Raw genomic sequence first — 18,109 nt, forward strand, 5'->3', positions numbered from 1 at the left:
CCATGCAGCGTTTCCAGTCTTATATCGACGGCGAATTTGTGGACGGAGAGGCTCGATTCCCGAGCATCGATCCGGCGACCGGCAAGGTCTGGGCCGAGATGCCGGAAGCGCGCGAGAGCGACGTCGATCGCGCGGTCAGCGCCGCTGAAACGGCGCTCTATGACGGCCCCTGGTCGAAGCTGACGGCCACGCAGCGCGGCAAGCTTCTCTACAAGCTTGCGGATCTGGTTGCGGCCAATGCGCAAAAGCTTGCCGAGCTGGAGACCCGCGACACCGGCAAGATTATCCGCGAGACATCGGCGCAGATCGCCTATGTCGCCGACTATTACCGTTATTATGCCGGCCTTTCCGATAAGATCGAAGGGGCATACCTCCCCATCGACAAGCAGGATATGGACGTTTGGCTGCGGCGCGAACCCATCGGCGTCGTTGCCATGGTCGTCCCCTGGAACAGCCAGTTGTTTCTTTCCGCCGTCAAGATCGGCCCGGCGCTGGCAGCCGGCTGCACCATGGTCGTCAAGGCGTCCGAGGATGGCCCCGCACCGCTTCTGGAATTCGCCCGCCTCGTTCGCGAAGCGGGCTTCCCCGCCGGCGTCGTCAATATCATCACCGGCTTTGGCCCTTCCTGCGGTTCGGCCCTCAGCCGGCATCCGAAAGTCGCGCATATCGCTTTCACAGGCGGACCCGAAACGGCGCGTCATGTCGTGCGCAATTCGGCGGAAAACCTTGCCTCGACTTCGCTCGAACTCGGCGGCAAGTCGCCCTTTATCGTCTTTGCCGACGCCGATCTTGAAAGTGCCGCCAATGCCCAGGTCGCGGGTATCTTTGCCGCCACTGGCCAAAGCTGTGTCGCGGGCTCACGGCTTATTGTCGAGCGGAGCGTCAAGGACAAGTTTTTAGCCATGCTGAAGGCAAAGGCGGAGGCGATCCGTGTCGGCATCCCCTCGGACATGGCAACCGAAGTCGGCCCGCTGGCGACGAGACGTCAGCAGGACCATGTCGCGGCCCTCGTCGACAGGTCCGTTGAAAGCGGCGCTCGCCTTGTCTCGGGTGGGCGAAGGCTAGACGGCGATGGTTTTTACTTCCCGCCGACAATTCTTGACTGCGACGGCGTTGCCTCGCCCTCACTCGCCGAGGAGTTCTTCGGCCCGGTCCTCTCCGTCGTTTCGTTCGAAACCGAAGCCGAAGCGTTGCAGCTTGCCAACGACACTCGTTATGGCCTTGCATCCGGCGTCTTCACCCAGAACCTCACGCGCGCTCACCGCCTGATGAAGGGGCTGCGCGCCGGTGTCGTCTGGGTCAATACCTATCGCGCGGTGTCGCCGATCGCGCCCTTCGGCGGTTTCGGGCTCTCCGGTCATGGCCGCGAAGGCGGACTGGCGGCGGCCCTCGACTATACCCGCACGAAAACGATCTGGCTCAGGACATCTGACGATCCGATCCCCGATCCTTTCGTGATGAGGTAACGCCGATGTTCTACGAAATCCGGACCTATCGGCTGAAGAACGGGACGATCCCGCAATATCTGAAGGTCGTCGAGGAGGAGGGGATCGCCATCCAGAAAGCCCATCTCGGCAATCTTGTCGGCTATTTCTTTTCCGAGATCGGCACCATCAACGAGATCGTTCACATCTGGGCGTTTACGAGCCTCGACGATCGCGAGGCCCGGCGGCAGAGACTGGCTGCCGATCCGCGATGGCAGGCCTTCCTGCCTAGAATTCGCGACCTGATCGAAGTGGCCGAGAACAAGATTATGAAGCCGGCGAGCTTCTCTCCCCATGGAGTGAGCGCGCCCGCCGCATAAGGCATGCCTGTAAGACATTAAAAACAAGGACAAGGGAACATGAAAGCAAGAATTGCACTCGCGGCCTTTGCCGCAATATTGGCAGTGTCCGGGGCCGCCAAGGCCGACACGCTCGTCTTCACGAGTTGGGGAGGGACGACACAGGACGCGCAGAAGGCCGCCTGGGTGAACCCGTTCACCGACAAGACCGGCATCGCCGTCGCGCAGGACGGTCCGACCGACTACGGCAAGCTGAAGGCCATGGTCGAGGCAGGTCAGGTGACCTGGGACGTCGTCGACGTCGAGGGTGACTATGCCGCGCAGGCGGGCAAGACCGGGCTTCTCGAAAAGCTCGACTTCTCCGTCATCAACAAGTCCAAGCTCGATCCGCGTTTCGTTACGGACTATTCGGTCGGTAGCTTCTATTATTCCTTCGTCATCGGCTGCAATGCCGATGCGGTCAGCGCCTGCCCGAAGACATGGGCCGATCTGTTCGACACGGCGAAGTTTCCCGGCAAGCGCACCTTCTATAAGTGGTCGGCGCCAGGCGTGATCGAGGCGGCGCTGTTGGCCGATGGCGTTCCCGCCGACAAGCTCTATCCACTTGATCTCGAGCGGGCGTTCAAGAAGCTGGATACGATCAAGTCAGACATCGTCTGGTGGTCAAGCGGCGCGCAGTCGCAACAGCTTCTTGCATCGGCCGAGGCCCCGTTCGGCAGCATCTGGAACGGCCGTATGACCGCGCTTGCCGCCAGCGGCGTCAAAACGGACACGTCCTGGAACCAGAACATCACCGCCGCCGATTCACTCGTCGTGCCCAAGGGCGCGCCGAATCTCGAAGCGGCGATGAAGTTCATCGCTCTGGCATCATCCGCCCAGCCGCAGGCCGATCTGGCAAAGGCAACCGGCTATGCGCCTGTTAACATCGAGTCGGCAAAGCTGATGGATCCGGCAACGGCCAAGACCCTGCCGGACCAGCAGACCGCCAGCCAGGTCAATGCCGACATGTCATATTGGGCCGAAAACCGTGATGCCATCGGCAAGCGGTGGTATGCCTGGCAGGCCCAATAGGCTGAAGGACATCCGAAGGAGCGCCGCGGGCATCTGGCCCGCGGAGCAGGAGAGCGGGTCCGGCGCCTGCAGGGGCCGGCCGTTCATCTGCGCCTAAGGCGGGAAAGGAATGCCATGTCGACATATATTGACGTCGCCAGCGAGACGGCGCCTGCGTCGAGGGCGGTTAGGCCCAATGGCTTCGGCGGAGTCATGCCGGCGCTGATCTTCGTTGCAATCTTCTTTGTCGTTCCGGTCATCGCCCTTCTGCTGCGCAGCGTGATGGAGCCGGCTCCGGGCTTAGGCAATTATGCCGAACTGCTGGGTTCGTCGACCTATCTCAAAATATTCGCCAATACCTTCATCGTCTCAGGCCTTGTCACCGTCATCTCGCTGCTGATCGGCTTTCCCGTCGCCTGGACGCTGGCGATCATGCCATCAAGGCTGGCCTCATTGATTTTCGCGGTCCTGCTTCTGTCGATGTGGACCAATCTGCTCGCCCGGACCTATGCCTGGATGGTGCTGCTTCAGCGCACCGGGCTGATCAACAAGATGCTGGTGGCAACGGGGCTGATCGACAAGCCGCTGGCGCTCGTCAACAACCTGACCGGTGTGACCATCGGCATGACCTACATCATGCTGCCCTTCATCATCCTGCCGCTCTACGGCGTCATCCGCAAGATCGATCCGGCCATCCTGCAGGCGGCGGCACTTTGCGGCGCGAGCCGCTGGCAGTGCCTGACCCGTGTTCTCCTGCCTTTGGCCGCACCCGGCATGGTGGCGGGCGCGCTAATGGTTTTCGTCATGTCGCTTGGCTACTACGTCACCCCGTCTCTTCTCGGCGGCACGGCGAACATGATGCTGGCGGAACTGATCGCCCAGTTCGTGCAGTCCCTCGTCAATTGGGGCATGGGCGGGGCTGCGGCCCTTGTTCTCCTGGTCGTCACGCTTTCGCTCTATGCGGTGCAACTGCGGCTGTTCGGCGTGCAGAACACGGGAGGACGCTGACATGCTGCTCAATTTCGACCGTCTCGGCTGGTGGAAATATGCACTTCTGGCAATAACCCTCCTGACGGCAGCCTTCCTGCTGCTGCCGATCATCTTCATTGCGGCACTGTCCTTTGGGTCGTCGCAATGGCTGATCTTTCCGCCACCCGGCTGGACGCTGAAATGGTATGGCGAGCTTTTCTCCGATCCGCAGTGGCTGGCATCGGCCTGGACAAGCTTTAAGATCGCATCGATCGTCACGGTTCTGTCCGTATTGCTCGGGCTGGTGACATCCTTCGGGCTGGTGCGCGGCACATTCTTGTTCCGCAATACGCTGAAAGCGCTTTTCCTGACGCCGATGATCCTGCCCGTCGTCGTTCTCGCTGTGGCGCTCTATGCCTTTTTCCTGCGGATCGGCCTCGGCGGCACCTTGGCGGGCTTTGTCATTTCCCATCTCGTTCTGGCGCTGCCCTTTTCCATCCTCTCCATTTCCAATGCGCTCGAAGGCTTCGATAAATCCATCGAGGATGCGGCGGTGTTGTGCGGCGCTTCCCCGCTTGAGGCGAAGATCAGGGTAACCCTGCCGGCGATCAGCCATGGGCTGTTTTCGGCGGCGGTCTTCTCGTTCCTGACCTCCTGGGACGAGGTGGTGGTGGCGATCTTCATGGCGAGCCCGACGCTTCAGACGCTGCCGGTGAAGGTGTGGGCGACGCTGCGGCAAGATCTGACACCGGTCGTGGCTGCCGCTTCGTCCCTTCTCATTCTTTTGACGATCACGTTGATGGCGCTTGTCGCGATCGCACGCAAGGTACTGAAATCATGAGCGAACCCTTCCTGAAGATCAAAGGCATCCGCAAGGAGTACGGTCCTGTCGTCGCCGTGCACGATGTCAATCTGGAGGTTCGGCGCGGCGAGTTCCTGACCTTTCTCGGGCCATCCGGCTCGGGCAAGAGCACGACGCTCTACATATTGGCGGGCTTCGAAAATCCGACCAAGGGCGACATCACGCTCGATGGGCAGACCCTGCTGTCGACCCCGTCGCACAGGCGCAACATCGGCATGGTCTTCCAGCGCTATACCCTGTTTCCGCATCTGACCGTCGGCGAGAATATTGCCTTTCCCCTGAAGGTACGGCGCAAGTCCAAGGCCGAGGTCGACGCCAAGGTGAAGGAGATGCTGCGGCTCGTCAGGCTCGAAGGCTTCGAGGATCGCAAACCGTCGCAGATGTCGGGCGGCCAGCAGCAGCGCGTCGCGCTTGCCAGGGCATTGTCCTACGACCCGCCGGTGCTTTTGATGGACGAGCCGCTGTCGGCGCTCGACAAGAAGCTGCGCGAGGAAATCCAGCACGAGATACGACGTATCCACCAGCAGACCGAGGTGACGATCCTCTACGTCACCCATGACCAGGAGGAGGCGTTGCGGCTTTCCGATCGCATCGCCGTTTTCTCCAAGGGCATCATCGACCAGATCGGCACCGGGCCGGAACTCTATGCCAATCCGCGCACCCGCTTCGTCGCCGAGTTCATCGGCGATAGCGACTTCATCTCTTGCGATCTCCTGTCATCCAATAATGGTCAGGCGACGATCTCGCTCGGCGGCAAGACGGTGTTTGAGCGGATCCCCGTGCATGGCAAGGCACCCGCCGCCGGCAAGGCGGCTCTGATGCTGCGGCCGGAACGCATTCGGCTGGGACGCGGAAGCGGTACGAGCGACGGCTTTAGCGCAACGGTCAGCGATATCACCTTCCTTGGCAACAATGTTCATGTGGCAACGCAAACGGCGGCTGGTGAAGCCCTGTCGGTGCGATTGCCGTTCGGCCACGAGGCAATTTCGGGCCTCAACCGCGGCGACTGTGTGCATCTCGAATTCGATCCGGACGCCGCGCATGTGTTTTGCTGACGGTTGCGATTGAAGTGTGGCGGGGTCTTTCGCGGGAAGATGCGGTAATGGTCTCATGCCCGACATCCTGCTAGTCTGCGCCCGTGTCCACGGAATTCCATATCGGCCAATGCCCACAATGCCGGCAAGGGCGCCTCTTCCTGTTTCGGAATGTCGAGACGGGAGATATCTATGGCCATTGCGAAGAATGTGAGCAGGGATATCTTTCACCGGATGATCTTGAGGCGGAGCAAGGAGGGTTTCTGACCTTGCTTGATGATGCGGACGCCGAATGGGCAACACAGGAAGAGGTCGCCCGGAGCGTTTGGGCTAATTATAAGCTCTGGATTGTCGAAAAGTAGGCCACATAACCCGGACAGTCATCGCTCCATAGCCAGCGGTGTGGACGCAGCGTTCCGGTATCGCCAGGAAGGCGTTATGTGCCGTTTTCGTATATTACCATACGCTGCGACGTGTCCTCGACGAGTAAATTCTTCCGCTGAAACCGACTTTAAAGCGTTCGATCGATCTCGATCGCCCCCAACATTAGGACGTCTTTGCCTTTCAAAAGACCATTAAATCTATAGGGTATTGGAATAATGTGAGGAGAGAGACCGACATGACATTGTCCAACACCACGAACGAAGCGCTCAAATTCGCCTATTGGGTGCCGAATGTTTCGGGCGGCCTGGTAATCTCGAACATCGAGCAGCGCACGAGCTGGACGATCGAGTATAACAGAAAGCTTGCGCAGATTGCCGAAGCCAGCGGTTTCGAATATGCCCTGAGCCAGATTCGCTTCACGGCCGGCTACGGCGCTGAATTCCAGCATGAATCGGTTGCCTTCAGCCATGCGCTGCTGGAATCGACGACCACACTCAAAGTCATCGCGGCGCTTCTTCCCGGACCGTGGAACCCGGCCCTTGCGGCCAAGCAGATCGCGACCATCAATCACCTGACCAACGGGCGTGTCGCCGTCAATATCGTCAGCGGCTGGTTCCGCGGCGAGTTCGCGGCGATCGGCGAGCACTGGCTTGACCATGACGAACGCTATCGCCGGTCGGAAGAATTCATCCGGGCGCTTCGCGGCATCTGGACCGAAGACAACTTCACCTTCCGCGGCGACTTCTATCGCTTCAATGAGTATTCGCTGAAGCCGAAGCCGATCGATCCGCAGCCGGAAATCTTCCAGGGCGGCTCTTCGCGGGCGGCCCGCGACATGGCGGCGCGCGTCTCCGACTGGTATTTCACCAACGGCAATACGCCTGCCGAGATCCGCAAGCAGGTTGACGATCTCAAGTCGAAGGCCAGGGAAAACGGCCATTCCGTCCGCGTTGGCGTCAACGCTTTCGCGATCGTCCGTGAGACGGAAGAGGAAGCCAAGGCCGTTCTTGCCGAGATCATCGAGAAGGCCAATCCGGAAGCGGTGAAGGCCTTCGGGCATGAGGTGAAGAATGCCGGCAAGGCATCGCCGGAAGGCGAGGGCAACTGGGCAAAATCCTCCTTCGAGGATCTCGTTCAGTACAATGATGGATTCCGCTCAAACCTTATCGGCACGCCGCAACAGGTGGCGGAGCGGGTCGTCGAGCTGAAGCGGGCCGGAGCGGACCTGATCCTGCTCGGCTTCCTGCACTTCCAGGAAGAGGTCGAATATTTCGGCAAGCATGTGATCCCGCTGGTTCGTGAACTCGAAGAAGCCGCTAGCGTGCAGGCGGTGGCGGCCGAATAAGGCCAGCCAGACCCTCATTCCTCGCAAGAGACCGATCACTAGGGTGTGGAGCGGAAGCGCTCCACACAACGGGGAAGCTGCGCGCCGCGTTTGCGAGGCCCCCGAGAGCCGTATGGAGGACAGCGAATGCCCGCCGCAAGTTATTCCTTCGACCTGCCGCCAACCGGCGCTTCGCCGCAGGATGTTGTCGAACAGATCGGCCGCAGTTCTTCATCGTCCTTGGACGAAAAGAGTGTGCTGAACGCGTCCGAGGATACCAGTGGCCTCGCATTGCACGGGATCAATCTTTCGTTCGGTGGTGTTGCGGCTCTCGTTGACGTTGATCTATCAATCAAGCCCAGCGAGATCCGCGCGATCATCGGGCCGAACGGGGCCGGCAAGAGTTCGCTGATCAACGTCATCAGCGGTGTCTATCGCTCCGACCGGGGACATGTGCGTATTGGCTCCACTTCGTATCGGCATGTGCCGACCGAACGGCTGGCATCCCTCGGCGTCAGCAGAACCTTCCAAAACCTGGCCTTGTTCAAAGGCTTGAGCGTCATCGACAATGTTGTCGCCGGTCTGGCGCATCGGGTGCGCTCGACCTTTGCCGAACAGGTTCTGGGTCTCCCCCGCGCGCGCCGGGAAGAGGCGGATACGCGTGAGCGGGCAAACCGCATCCTTGAATTCCTGCATCTCGACCATGTCGGCGACCGGTTGGCGGGCACGCTGCCCTATGGCTTGCAAAAGCGCGTCGAGCTTGCCCGTGCCCTCGTGGCTCAGCCGAAGATCCTGCTTCTGGACGAGCCGATGGCGGGCATGACGGCGACGGAGAAGAACGATATGGCGGACTTCATCCGCGCTGCCCGCGATCAATATGAAACGACGGTGATCCTCATCGAGCACGATATCGGCGTGATCATGCAGCTCTCCGACCGGATCGCCGTGCTCGATTACGGCCGCAAGATCGCCGACGGGACGCCGGACGAGATCCGCACAGACCAGCGCGTCATCGATGCCTATCTCGGCGTTGCGCCAGAAAACGAAGACGGGGAGGGCATCTGATGGCGGATTTCGACTGGTCGTTTTTCATCGAGGTGCTGGTTGGCGGCCTGCTGTCCGGCGTCATGTATTCGCTGGTCGCGATCGGCTTCGTGCTGATCTACAAGACCTCGGGCGTGCTCAATTTCGCGCAAGGGTCGATGCTGCTGTTTGCGGCGCTGACCTTCGTCAGCCTTGTCGAACGCGGCGTGCCCTTCGCATTGGCCTTCGCCATCACCTTCGTAGTCATGGTGTTGATCGGCATCGCCATCGAACGCACCGTGCTGCGTCCGCTGACCAACAAACCGCCGATTACGCTGTTCATGGCGACGCTCGGGCTCTCCTATATCATCGAGGGCGCGGCGCAATTGATCTGGGGCACGCAGGTTCACGGGCTTGACCTCGGGATCGAAGATCTTCCTCTCGATTTTGGCGGCGTGCTCGTCAGCCAGTTCGATATTTTCGCGGCTGCCGTTGCCGCCGGAATGGTGGCGCTGCTGTCGATCTTCTTCCGCTATACGCGGATCGGTCTCGCATTCAGGGCCGTCGCGGACGATCAGTTTGCAGCTCTTGCCGTCGGGCTGAAACTGCCCTGGATTTGGGCGACTGTCTGGGCGGCGGCAGGCATCGTGGCGATGGTCGCGGGCCTGCTGTGGGGCGCGCGGCTCGGCGTGCAGTTCTCGCTGTCACTGGTCGTGTTGAAAGCGCTTCCCGTCCTTGTGCTCGGCGGCTTCGATTCCATTCTGGGCGCGATCGTCGGCGGCCTGCTGATCGGCGCGACCGAGAAGCTCGCGGAAGTCTATATCGGCGACTATTTCGGCGGCGGCATTGAAAGCTGGTTTGCCTATGTCGTGGCGCTCGCCTTCCTGCTCATCCGCCCGTCCGGTCTTTTCGGACAAAAGCTCGTGGAAAGGGTCTGACCATGGCCGTCGTCACCGCCGATCTCCACTCCACGCAGCCATCCTATCGCTGGCTGACGCCGGCAGCCCTGATCGCGATTGCCTATCTGGTCATTCCGTTTATCGGCTCGACCTATCTCTATGAGGCGATCCTCGTGCCGTTCCTGGCGCTTAGTCTGGCAGGTGTCGGCTTGAACCTGCTCACGGGCTATGCCGGCCAGGTCTCGCTCGGTAGTGCCGCCTTCATGGCTGTTGGTGCTTTTGCTGCTTATAATTTCAATCTGCGTGTCGACGGTCTGCCGCTGATCGTCAGCATTCTGCTGGCTGGTCTCTGCGCGGCGACTGTCGGTATCGTCTTCGGTCTGCCGAGCCTCCGGTTGAAAGGCTTCTATCTTGCCGTCTCGACGCTGGCTGCACAGTTCTTCGTGCAATGGGCGCTGACCAAGTTCAGCTGGTTTTCCAACGACTCTGCCTCGGGTGTGATTGATGCACCGCCGCTGACGCTGGCGGGCGTGGAGTTCACAGGCCCGGTCGGCCGTTATCTATTTTCGCTCACGATCGTCGTGGTGCTGACCTTCCTTGCCCACCGGCTGGCGACATCGCAGACCGGCCGCAACTTCATCGCTGTGCGCGACAATGAGACGGCGGCGCGTATCATCGGCGTGCCCGTGCTGAAGACCAAGTTGCTGGCCTTTGCCATTTCGTCCTTCATCATTGCTGTCGCGGGCGTTCTCTGGGCCTTCGCCTATCTGCGGACCGTGGAGCCTGCCGGCTTCAATCTCGACCGGTCATTCCAGATCCTCTTCATCATCATCATCGGCGGGCTTGCCTCGACGAGGGGCGCCTTTTTCGGTGCGGCGCTGATCGTCGTCTTCCCGCTCGTCCTGTCCCGCCTCGGCTCCTTCCTGCTTGGCGACCTGTTCGATTCCGGTGTGCTCGATATGAGCCAGCGCATCGTGCTCGGCGCGCTCATCATCCTGTTTCTGATCCTCGAACCGGACGGGCTTTCCTCGCTTTGGGGCAAGATCCGAAGGCGGCTCGGCTCTGTGGTCAGCAGAGCCGCCTGAGTCAAGCTCTCAAGACCAACAAACGCATCATTCATTTAAACCAGATCCGGTCTTCGAGCCGGACAACACCGGGGGTGTATCCAGACATGACTATGCTTGCAAAACTCAAAGCCGCTGTCTTCGCGGCCGGCCTGGCCGTCTCGGCCGCCATACCGGCGGCGCATGCGGACGAACAATATTTCCCGCTGCAAAGCTACCGCGTCGGACCTTACGCGGCTGGCGGCACCGGCTTCTTTGGCGGTTTCATCGACTATCTCAACCTCATCAATACGCGTGACGGCGGCGTCAACGGCGTCAAGCTCACCTGGTCGGAAGCGGAAACCCAATATGAGGTGGAACGCGGCGTCGAGGCCTATGAGCGCCTGAAGAGCAACCCAAACATCGCCGCCTGGAACCCGCTCTCCGTCGGCATCGCCTATGCGATGATCGATCGCATCACCCAGGACAAGGTGCCGCTGATCACCATCAACCACGGCCGCACGGACTCCACCGACGGCCGCGTCTTCCCCTATGTCTTTCCGCTGCTCCTCAATCCCTATAGCGAGACGTCGGGCATCGTGAACTACATCGCCTCGAAGCTCGGCGGTGTCGACAAGCTGAAGGGCAAGAAGATCGTCGTGCTCTATCACGGCTCGCCCTACGGCAAGGAAACCATCCCGATCTACGAGCTGCTGTCGCAGAAATACGGCTTCGATCTGCAGCAGATCGAAGTGCCGCATCCCGGCAACGAGCAGCAGGCGCAATGGCTGACGATCCGCCGCGCCAAGCCGGATTACGTGGTGCTGCGCGGCTGGGGCGTCATGAACCCGGTCGCCCTGAAGACGGCTGCCAAGACCGGCTTCCCCGTCGATCACATCATTGGCAATGTCTGGTCGAATTCGGAAGAAGACGTGATCCCGGCGGGCGATGCGGCCAAGGGATATACCGCGATTACGACACAGGCCTCCGGCACGGAATATCCGATCGTCCAGGAAATCGTGAAGACGCTCTATGACAACGGCAAGGGCAATCTCGAGGACAAGAAGCGTATCGGCTCGGTCTACCACAATCTCGGTATCGTCAACGGCATCCTGAACGTCGAGGCGATCCGTATCGCTCAGGGCAAGTTCGGACACCGCACGCTGACTGGAGACGAGGTTCGCTGGGGCTTCGAGCATCTGCAGCTTGATCCCGCCCGTGTCGAGGCGCTGGGCGCCAAGGGTCTGTTCCACTCGATCAACGTCACCTGGGACAATCATGAGGGCAACGGCTACGTGACCTTCCAGCAGTGGGACGGCAAGAAGTGGAATGTCGTCTCCGACTGGATCGCGCCGGACTGGGCGTTGCTGCGGCCGATTATCGAAAAGTCCTCCGAGGCCTATGCCAAGGAAAAGGGCATCAAGTTGCGCACGTCCGAGGACGCGCAGACCGTGACCAACTGAGCCCTGTGGCCGGGTGTCGGCAAGGGGCGGTTTTCCCGTTCCTTGTCGCTGCCCGGCTGCCCCGCAAACCACACAAAGATCGGGTGGACCATGGCTGGAAAAGACGTCCTTTTGAGCGTCGATAGTATCAAGGCGACCTATAATGGAGCGATCACCGCGCTCCACGGCGTCAGCTTTACGCTGCGTCGCGGCGAGATCCTCGCCCTGCTCGGCGCCAATGGTGCGGGCAAGACCACGACGCTGAAAGCCATTTCGAACCTGCTCCCGGCCGAACGCGGTGAAATCACCGCCGGCAGCATCCGTTACGAAGGCCGGGATGTCACGACGGCAACGCCTGCCCAACTGGTGCGCGCCGGCCTGGTGCAGGTGCTGGAAGGCCGGCATTGCTTCCGCAATCTGACCATCGAGGAGAACCTCGTTTCCGGCGGCCTCGGCCGTAGCGGTTCTCGCGCCGAGATCGCCTTCGATCTGGAGAAAATCTACGCGCTTTTCCCCCGGCTGAAGGAAAAGCGCCGCGCTCTGGCGGGTCTCACCTCCGGCGGCGAACAGCAGATGACGGCGATCGGCCGCGCGCTGATGTCGCGTCCGGCACTGCTGGTCCTCGACGAGCCTTCCATGGGGCTCGCTCCGATCGTCGTGCAGGACATTTTCAAGACGCTGCGGCGGCTGAATGCCAGGACCGGTCTCTCCATTCTAGTCGCGGAGCAGAATTCTGCGATTGCGCTGCGCTATGCCGACCGGGCGACCGTCCTCGAAAACGGCGTCGCCGTGCTTTCCGGAGAGGCAGCCGAGCTGCGCCAGCGCGACGACGTCAAGGCGTTCTATCTCGGCCAGAAATCAACTCCCACGCCGGTCCTCACGCCAACAAGCCTTCCACCAGCCTGACCGTCCATCTTCAACGAGGAGAATTCAGCATGACGCTTTCAAAGGTTAATACAGAAAACGCCGTTCAGGCCGTGCCGGCCATACCCCGCCCGGCTGCACCTGCCCACGTCATCAAGGATGATGCCGAGGCAATCGCCGTCGCCAAGCAGCTTGCTGCCGAGTTCGTCAAGGAATCTGCCAAGCGCGACCGCGAGCGGATCTGGCCGGTTGCCGAGCTAGATGCCTTCTCGCAAAGTGGCCTTTGGTCCATCAATGTGCCCAAGGCGTTCGGCGGCCCGGAGGTCTCCTATGCTACGCTTGCCAAGGTGATCGAGATCATATCGGCAGCAGACTCTTCGATTGGCCAGATCGCCCAGAACCATCTGGGCGTGGTGGCTGCGATCCGCACCGTATCGGATCCCGAGCAGCAGAAGCTGCTCTTTGCGGAAGTTCTGAAGGGTACGCGCTTCGGCAATGCCTTCTCGGAGTTCGGCTCAAAGCGGGCGGTCGATTTCGAAACACGCTTCACCGACGCCGGCGATCATGTCGTCGTCAACGGGCGCAAGTTCTATTCCTCCGGTGCTCTGCTCGCCCATCTGGTGCCGATCGTGGCGCTGGATGACGAGGGGCGGGCCTGGTACGCGATTGCGCAGCGCGACACGCCCGGCCTCACCGTCATCGACGACTGGTCCTCCTTCGGTCAGCGCACGACGCTGTCCGGCACCGTGCTCCTCGACAACGTCAAGGTACCGAAGACGCATCTCGTGCCGGGATATAAGGGGTATGAGGTGCCGACCGCGGATGGAGCGATCTTCCAGATCATCCAGGTTGCGGTCGACACCGGCATCGCACAGGCAGCTATCGATGAGACGGTCTCCTTTGTCCGCACCAAGAGCCGCGCCTGGGTGGATAGCGGCGTCGATAACGCCTGGGACGATCCCTATACGATCCAGGCCGTCGGCGACCTGACGCTGCGGCTGCATGCCGCGCAAGCGCTTCTGGAAAAGGCTGGCTACGCAATCGACCGGGCGGTGCTGAACCCGACGGCCGATACCGTCGCCGAAGCGCAGATCGCGACGGCGGAAGCCAAGGTGCTCTCGACCGAAATCGCGATTGCCGCCACAAACAAGCTGTTCGAGCTGGCGGGCACTCGCTCGACGCTTGCCGAACATAATCTCGACCGCCATTGGCGCAATGCCCGCACGCACACATTGCACGATCCGGTGCGGTGGAAGTATTCGATCCTTGGAAAATTCTTTCTGAACGGCGAGAAACCGCCGCTCCACGCCTGGAGCTAATGCGGAACGGCCACTCCGCCTCATCGCGAGGCGGAGTGGCCGGGATCATTGCCTGCCGTCAGGGCAGGGTGACGATTTCGACCCAGTTCGCGCCGGCATCGACCGGATAACGGTCGATCGGCGTCAGCGCGCCGTTGACCTGATCGATGACATAGACGGCGATCTTGTCGGATTTTTCACCGGTCGCGACAAGAAAGCGTCCCGACGGATCGATGCGGATGCCGCGTGGCTGCTTCTCTGTCGCGTAGTTGGTGACATAGCGCAGGTTTCCGCTCCCGTCCGCGACATGGAAGAGGGCGATCTTGCTGGTGGTTCGCTCGGTCGTATAGAGGAATTTGCCGTTCGGGGTAATGCCGATATCGGCCGCCCAGACCTTCGGCTTGCCATCATCGACAGGTGCGGCAGCCGGTGTCGTGGCATTGAACGGCGGCGGGGCCGGCGGGGCAATGCCCGGAGACAGGCCGGCATTGGCTGGAACAGAAGCGACGCTTTCGACTTCGCTCAGCGTCCCCTTGGCCGGGTCGAGCGCATAGTGGACAACATGGCCGGTAAGTTCGGTGAGGATATAGACCGATTTTCCGTCCGGCGAGAAAATGATGTGGCGAGGCCCGAAGCCCGGCTTGGTGACGACCTGCGCCGGAGTGTTCGGTTCCAGCATGCCGGTCTCGGGATTGAGCACGAACTGAAGCACGACATCGGAGCCGAGATTGGTGGCGAAGACATATTTGCCGGAGGGGTCGCTGACGATCGAGTGAGCGTTGCGGCCGGTCAGGATCATCTGGCGAGCGCCGTCGGTCACGCGGCCATCGGCGCCGATCGGCAGTACGGCGATCTTGTTGCCGCCATAGGACGAGGTAAAGAGCAGACGTCCGGATGGATCGGTCGACACATAGGGCATGCTGTCGGGCAGGGCTGCGACTGCCTCTTGCGTGAGCTTGCCGGTGGCAGAGTCGATCGCCAGCGTCAGCACCCGATAAGGCTGCGTCCGGACCACGGCGTAGAGATGCTTTTTGTCGGGGCTGACGGTCATCGGCATGACCATCTTGCCCGCGTCGAATGTCGAGTCAGGCGTCAGTGTGCCGGCCTTCTCATCCATGCTGTAGCTGTCGATCTTTCCGTCGGTCGCGGCAGAGACATAGACGAATGTCCTGGCAAGTGCGCCGTCGGTCGCCGTGAGTATTGCCGAGGCGGCAATGACCGAGGCAAAAATTCCAGATGATAACCTAACCACGAGTGTTCCTCCTCCTACCAAAGGGTGATCGCCGGCTTCGCCGACGATCATTTTCTACGCGACTATGATTTACGCAGCCTTGGCTGTCTCGATGATCTTTGCGAGAGCTGCCAGTTCCTCCGGCGTCAGGTCGGTCAATGGCGGGCGCACAGGACCGGGATCCTGTCCGAGCACGCGCAGGCCAGCCTTGATGATCGAGACCGCATAGCCCTTCTTCCGGTTGCGCAGGGCAACGAACGGGAAGAAGAAGCCCTTGAGGATCTCGTCGACAGTTGCCTGGTCTCCGGTCCGCAGCGCGCCATAGAAACGCTGGGCAAGCGCCGGCACGAAGTTGAAGACGGCGGAGGAATAGGTCGTGACGCCGGCCGCGAAATAGGCCTGAGCATAGACTTCATGCGTCGGCATGCCGCCGACATAGACCAGACGATCCTGGAGCTTGGTGGTGATCTCGATCACTTTGTCGACGTCGCCGACACCATCCTTGAAGCCGATGAGGTTCGGGCATGCGTCGGCGAGCCGCGCGATGCTGTCGGCGTTCAAGACGGCATTGTCGCGATTGTAGACGATGACGCCGATGCCGACGGACTGGCAGACCGCCTTGACGTGGGCGATCAGGCCTTCCTGTTCCGCAAACATCAGGTAAGGCGGCAGGAGGAGCAGGCCGTCAGCGCCTGCTTTCTCGGCTGCCTTGGCGATCTCGACGGCAATCGCGGTTCCGTAGCCGGTTCCCGAAATGATCGGCGTGTTGCCGGCGACTGCCTTTGCAGCCTGGACGACCTGCGGGACTTCGGCGGGATTGAGGGAGAAGAACTCCCCGGTGCCGCCAGCCGCGAACAGCGCGGCTGCATCATAGCCGGACAGCCATTCGACGTGGCGGCGATACTTCGCCTCGTCGAACTTCAGGTCGTTGTCAAAATGAGTGACGGGGAAGGACAGCAGACCGCTGCCGACAGCCTTTTTCAGTTCAAGCGGGTTCATCTTGGAATCCTGTTATCGATTGGTATGGGCAATGGTTCTCAGGCGCTTTCGAGCGACTGAACGAGGGCGGCGATGTAGCCGTAGCAATAGGCGAAGGCGACGCCGGTCGGGTCGCGGCCGCTGATGGTCGGTACGTGATCAGGCATCAGCATGTATTGATAGCCGATCTCCTTGTAGATCCGGGTGGAGCGAACCATGTCCATGTCGCCCTCGTCCGGGAAGGTCTCCATGAAGGACAGCTTGCCGCCGCGGATGTTGCGGAAGTGGACGTTGAAGATCTTACCGCGCGTGCCGAACCAGCGGATGATGTCGTCGATTTCCTCGCGCGGATTATCGAGCATCTCGCCGATCGAGCCCTGGCAGAAGTTGAGGCCATGATAGGGGCTTTCGCGCATCAGCACGAATTTCTTCAGGCCCTCCACCGTGCCGAGGACACGGGTGACGCCGCGATAGCCCGGCGGCGTATACGGGTCATGCGGATGGCAGGCGAGGCGGACGCGATTGCTTTCCGCGACGGGCACGACGCGCTCGAGGAAATAGTCGATCCGCTCCCAGTTCTCGTCTTCCGACAGGACACCGGCAAGGCCGGGTGCGGCTTGGTGATCCGCCTTGTCCCAGCGGAAGCTGGCATTGAGCGAACCGCCGCGTCCCAGTTCTTCCGGCGTGCGTGGGATGCCGATCAGGTTGAGATTGTATTTCGCGGCTGGAATCCCGGCGGTCGCGACATCCTCGATCAGCTTGCACACGGCGTCGATCTGCCGGTCGCGATTAGGGCCTGCCAGGAGGATATCGGGATAGGAGGCCTGCTCGATCGGGTTGGAAGGCAAGGGCAGCTGGATCATGTCCAGGATCAGCCCATAGCTTTCGACCTTGTCGCGCAGCTGCTCCAGATCGGAGAGCGTCCAGCTCTCGGGCTTTCCGGGCGGGTCCGCACAAATATGCTTCAGCCCCAATTGCGCGAAAACGCGGTAATCATCATCGTCCCGCGCGCCGACCTGTGTTCCTACATACACCGAGCGTCTCTCCCATGAGATTGATAGATGTCGTATGACATAATATGAATCTCATGAGGTGTCGAGTGCTATTGCTGCTCGGCGAGCAGGCGATAGCGTCTTTGGCTCGCGAGCATATGTGCCCGCATCGCCTGGCGGGCACGCTCCGGATCCTGTTCCGCAATCGCCGCCAGGATCTCGCCGTGCTCGGCGTGGACCTTGGCGAGGTAGGCTGGATCGTTGGCCTCCGGTAGGTTCGGGAATTGCCTGCGCGGAATGGTCCGTGCGCCGAAATGCCTGAGAACGTCGACGTAGAAACGGTTGTTCGTGGCTGCCGCAATTGCCATGTGGAATTCGTAATCCGCCTCGACGGTCGGCTGGCCCAGCTCGATGAGTGTCGCCATTTTCCGGTTGGCGGCGCGAATCGCTGCTTCTTGCTCGGCGGTGCGGCGATAGGCGGCGATTGCGGCCGCTTCACCTTCGGCGGCCATGCGAAACTCCAGCAATTCCAGGGTTTCCGGGATGCTCTTGATCTCTACCGGGGTCAAAGATAATCCGGGGCGTTCAGTGAGTTCAGCGACAAACACGCCCTTGCCCTGGATCGGCTTGACGAGGCCGGCGGCACGAAGGTCGGCGATCGCCTCGCGCACGACGGTGCGGCTGACGCCGAATGTCGCCTCGAGCTGAGGCTCTGTCGGCAGTTGATCGCCCGTACGAAGCTTGCCGGTCTCGATCTGATCACGCAGCTGATCGATGACTTGTTGTGCCAGCCTCTGTCGGCCCCGGCTGAGTATCGTCATTCTTGTTCCCCCGGTTCATTTGCATCAGGCCGTCCGCGCGGTCTTGCAAACCCTATCGATCTTCGATAAATCATCATACGACATACGGACGACATCATACGTATTCTATACT

17 protein-coding genes are annotated in these 18,109 nt (G+C 60.9%); 13 read left to right on the forward strand and 4 right to left on the reverse strand.

Features of this window, described 5'->3' with window-relative positions; all coding sequences use genetic code 11:
* The first annotated feature begins 2 nt into the window (after positions 1-2).
* The 13 genes from AB6803_RS00400 to AB6803_RS00460 all read left to right on the forward strand — a co-directional run bounded on the left by AB6803_RS00400 (position 3) and on the right by AB6803_RS00460 (position 13,996).
* Positions 3-1,466, forward strand: coding sequence for an aldehyde dehydrogenase (locus AB6803_RS00400; RefSeq protein WP_371106999.1), 1,464 nt, complete (start codon positions 3-5; stop codon positions 1,464-1,466).
* Positions 1,467-1,471: 5 nt separating this feature from the next.
* The gene (locus tag AB6803_RS00405) at positions 1,472-1,804 is read left to right on the forward strand and encodes an NIPSNAP family protein (RefSeq protein ID WP_371107000.1); all 333 of its coding nucleotides are present in this window, start codon (positions 1,472-1,474) and stop codon (positions 1,802-1,804) included.
* Between the two features lie 39 nt (positions 1,805-1,843).
* Positions 1,844-2,854 carry an ABC transporter substrate-binding protein gene (locus AB6803_RS00410; protein ID WP_371107001.1) on the forward strand — a complete coding sequence of 337 codons (1,011 nt, stop codon included), beginning with the start codon at positions 1,844-1,846 and terminating at the stop codon, positions 2,852-2,854.
* Positions 2,855-2,968: 114 nt separating this feature from the next.
* A complete protein-coding gene (locus AB6803_RS00415; RefSeq protein WP_371107002.1) occupies positions 2,969-3,841 on the forward strand; it encodes an ABC transporter permease in 873 nt (290 codons plus the stop codon).
* A gap of 1 nt (position 3,842) precedes the next feature.
* Positions 3,843-4,643 (forward strand): ABC transporter permease, encoded by an 801-nt coding sequence (locus AB6803_RS00420; protein WP_371107003.1) that lies wholly within the window; start codon positions 3,843-3,845, stop codon positions 4,641-4,643.
* Complete coding sequence (locus AB6803_RS00425; RefSeq protein WP_371107004.1) at positions 4,640-5,719, forward strand: ABC transporter ATP-binding protein; 1,080 nt, start codon at positions 4,640-4,642, stop codon at positions 5,717-5,719. The genes AB6803_RS00420 and AB6803_RS00425 overlap by 4 nt, the downstream gene beginning before the upstream one ends.
* A 598-nt stretch (positions 5,720-6,317) precedes the next feature.
* Positions 6,318-7,427, forward strand: coding sequence for a dimethylsulfone monooxygenase SfnG (sfnG, locus tag AB6803_RS00430; RefSeq protein WP_371107005.1), 1,110 nt, complete (start codon positions 6,318-6,320; stop codon positions 7,425-7,427).
* A 126-nt stretch (positions 7,428-7,553) separates the two neighbouring features.
* A complete protein-coding gene (locus AB6803_RS00435) occupies positions 7,554-8,471 on the forward strand; it encodes an ABC transporter ATP-binding protein (protein WP_371107006.1) in 918 nt (305 codons plus the stop codon).
* The gene (locus AB6803_RS00440; RefSeq protein WP_371107007.1) at positions 8,471-9,367 is read left to right on the forward strand and encodes a branched-chain amino acid ABC transporter permease; all 897 of its coding nucleotides are present in this window, start codon (positions 8,471-8,473) and stop codon (positions 9,365-9,367) included. The genes AB6803_RS00435 and AB6803_RS00440 overlap by 1 nt, the downstream gene beginning before the upstream one ends.
* A gap of 2 nt (positions 9,368-9,369) precedes the next feature.
* On the forward strand, positions 9,370-10,413 hold the full coding sequence (locus AB6803_RS00445; RefSeq protein WP_371107008.1) for a branched-chain amino acid ABC transporter permease: 1,044 nt from the start codon (positions 9,370-9,372) through the stop codon (positions 10,411-10,413).
* Positions 10,414-10,499: 86 nt separating this feature from the next.
* On the forward strand, positions 10,500-11,834 hold the full coding sequence (locus AB6803_RS00450; protein WP_037219665.1) for an ABC transporter substrate-binding protein: 1,335 nt from the start codon (positions 10,500-10,502) through the stop codon (positions 11,832-11,834).
* Between the two features lie 90 nt (positions 11,835-11,924).
* Positions 11,925-12,719 carry an ABC transporter ATP-binding protein gene (locus tag AB6803_RS00455; protein ID WP_371107009.1) on the forward strand — a complete coding sequence of 265 codons (795 nt, stop codon included), beginning with the start codon at positions 11,925-11,927 and terminating at the stop codon, positions 12,717-12,719.
* 29 nt (positions 12,720-12,748) lie between these two features.
* A complete protein-coding gene (locus AB6803_RS00460; RefSeq protein ID WP_371107010.1) occupies positions 12,749-13,996 on the forward strand; it encodes an SfnB family sulfur acquisition oxidoreductase in 1,248 nt (415 codons plus the stop codon).
* A gap of 58 nt (positions 13,997-14,054) precedes the next feature.
* Here the strand turns inward: AB6803_RS00460 and AB6803_RS00465 are convergent, their stop codons facing one another.
* The 4 genes from AB6803_RS00465 to AB6803_RS00480 all read right to left on the reverse strand — a co-directional run bounded on the left by AB6803_RS00465 (position 14,055) and on the right by AB6803_RS00480 (position 17,997).
* A complete protein-coding gene (locus AB6803_RS00465; RefSeq protein ID WP_371107011.1) occupies positions 14,055-15,227 on the reverse strand; it encodes a lactonase family protein in 1,173 nt (390 codons plus the stop codon).
* 69 nt (positions 15,228-15,296) lie between these two features.
* The gene (gene kdgD / locus AB6803_RS00470; RefSeq protein WP_371107012.1) at positions 15,297-16,205 is read right to left on the reverse strand and encodes a 5-dehydro-4-deoxyglucarate dehydratase; all 909 of its coding nucleotides are present in this window, start codon (positions 16,203-16,205) and stop codon (positions 15,297-15,299) included.
* 38 nt (positions 16,206-16,243) lie between these two features.
* A complete protein-coding gene (locus AB6803_RS00475) occupies positions 16,244-17,218 on the reverse strand; it encodes a mannonate dehydratase (protein ID WP_371107013.1) in 975 nt (324 codons plus the stop codon).
* A 68-nt stretch (positions 17,219-17,286) separates the two neighbouring features.
* Complete coding sequence (locus tag AB6803_RS00480) at positions 17,287-17,997, reverse strand: FadR/GntR family transcriptional regulator (RefSeq protein ID WP_371107014.1); 711 nt, start codon at positions 17,995-17,997, stop codon at positions 17,287-17,289.
* Positions 17,998-18,109: the final 112 nt, after the last annotated feature.

Source organism: Rhizobium sp. RCC_161_2 (assembly GCF_041355235.1).
GTDB lineage: Bacteria > Pseudomonadota > Alphaproteobacteria > Rhizobiales > Rhizobiaceae > Rhizobium.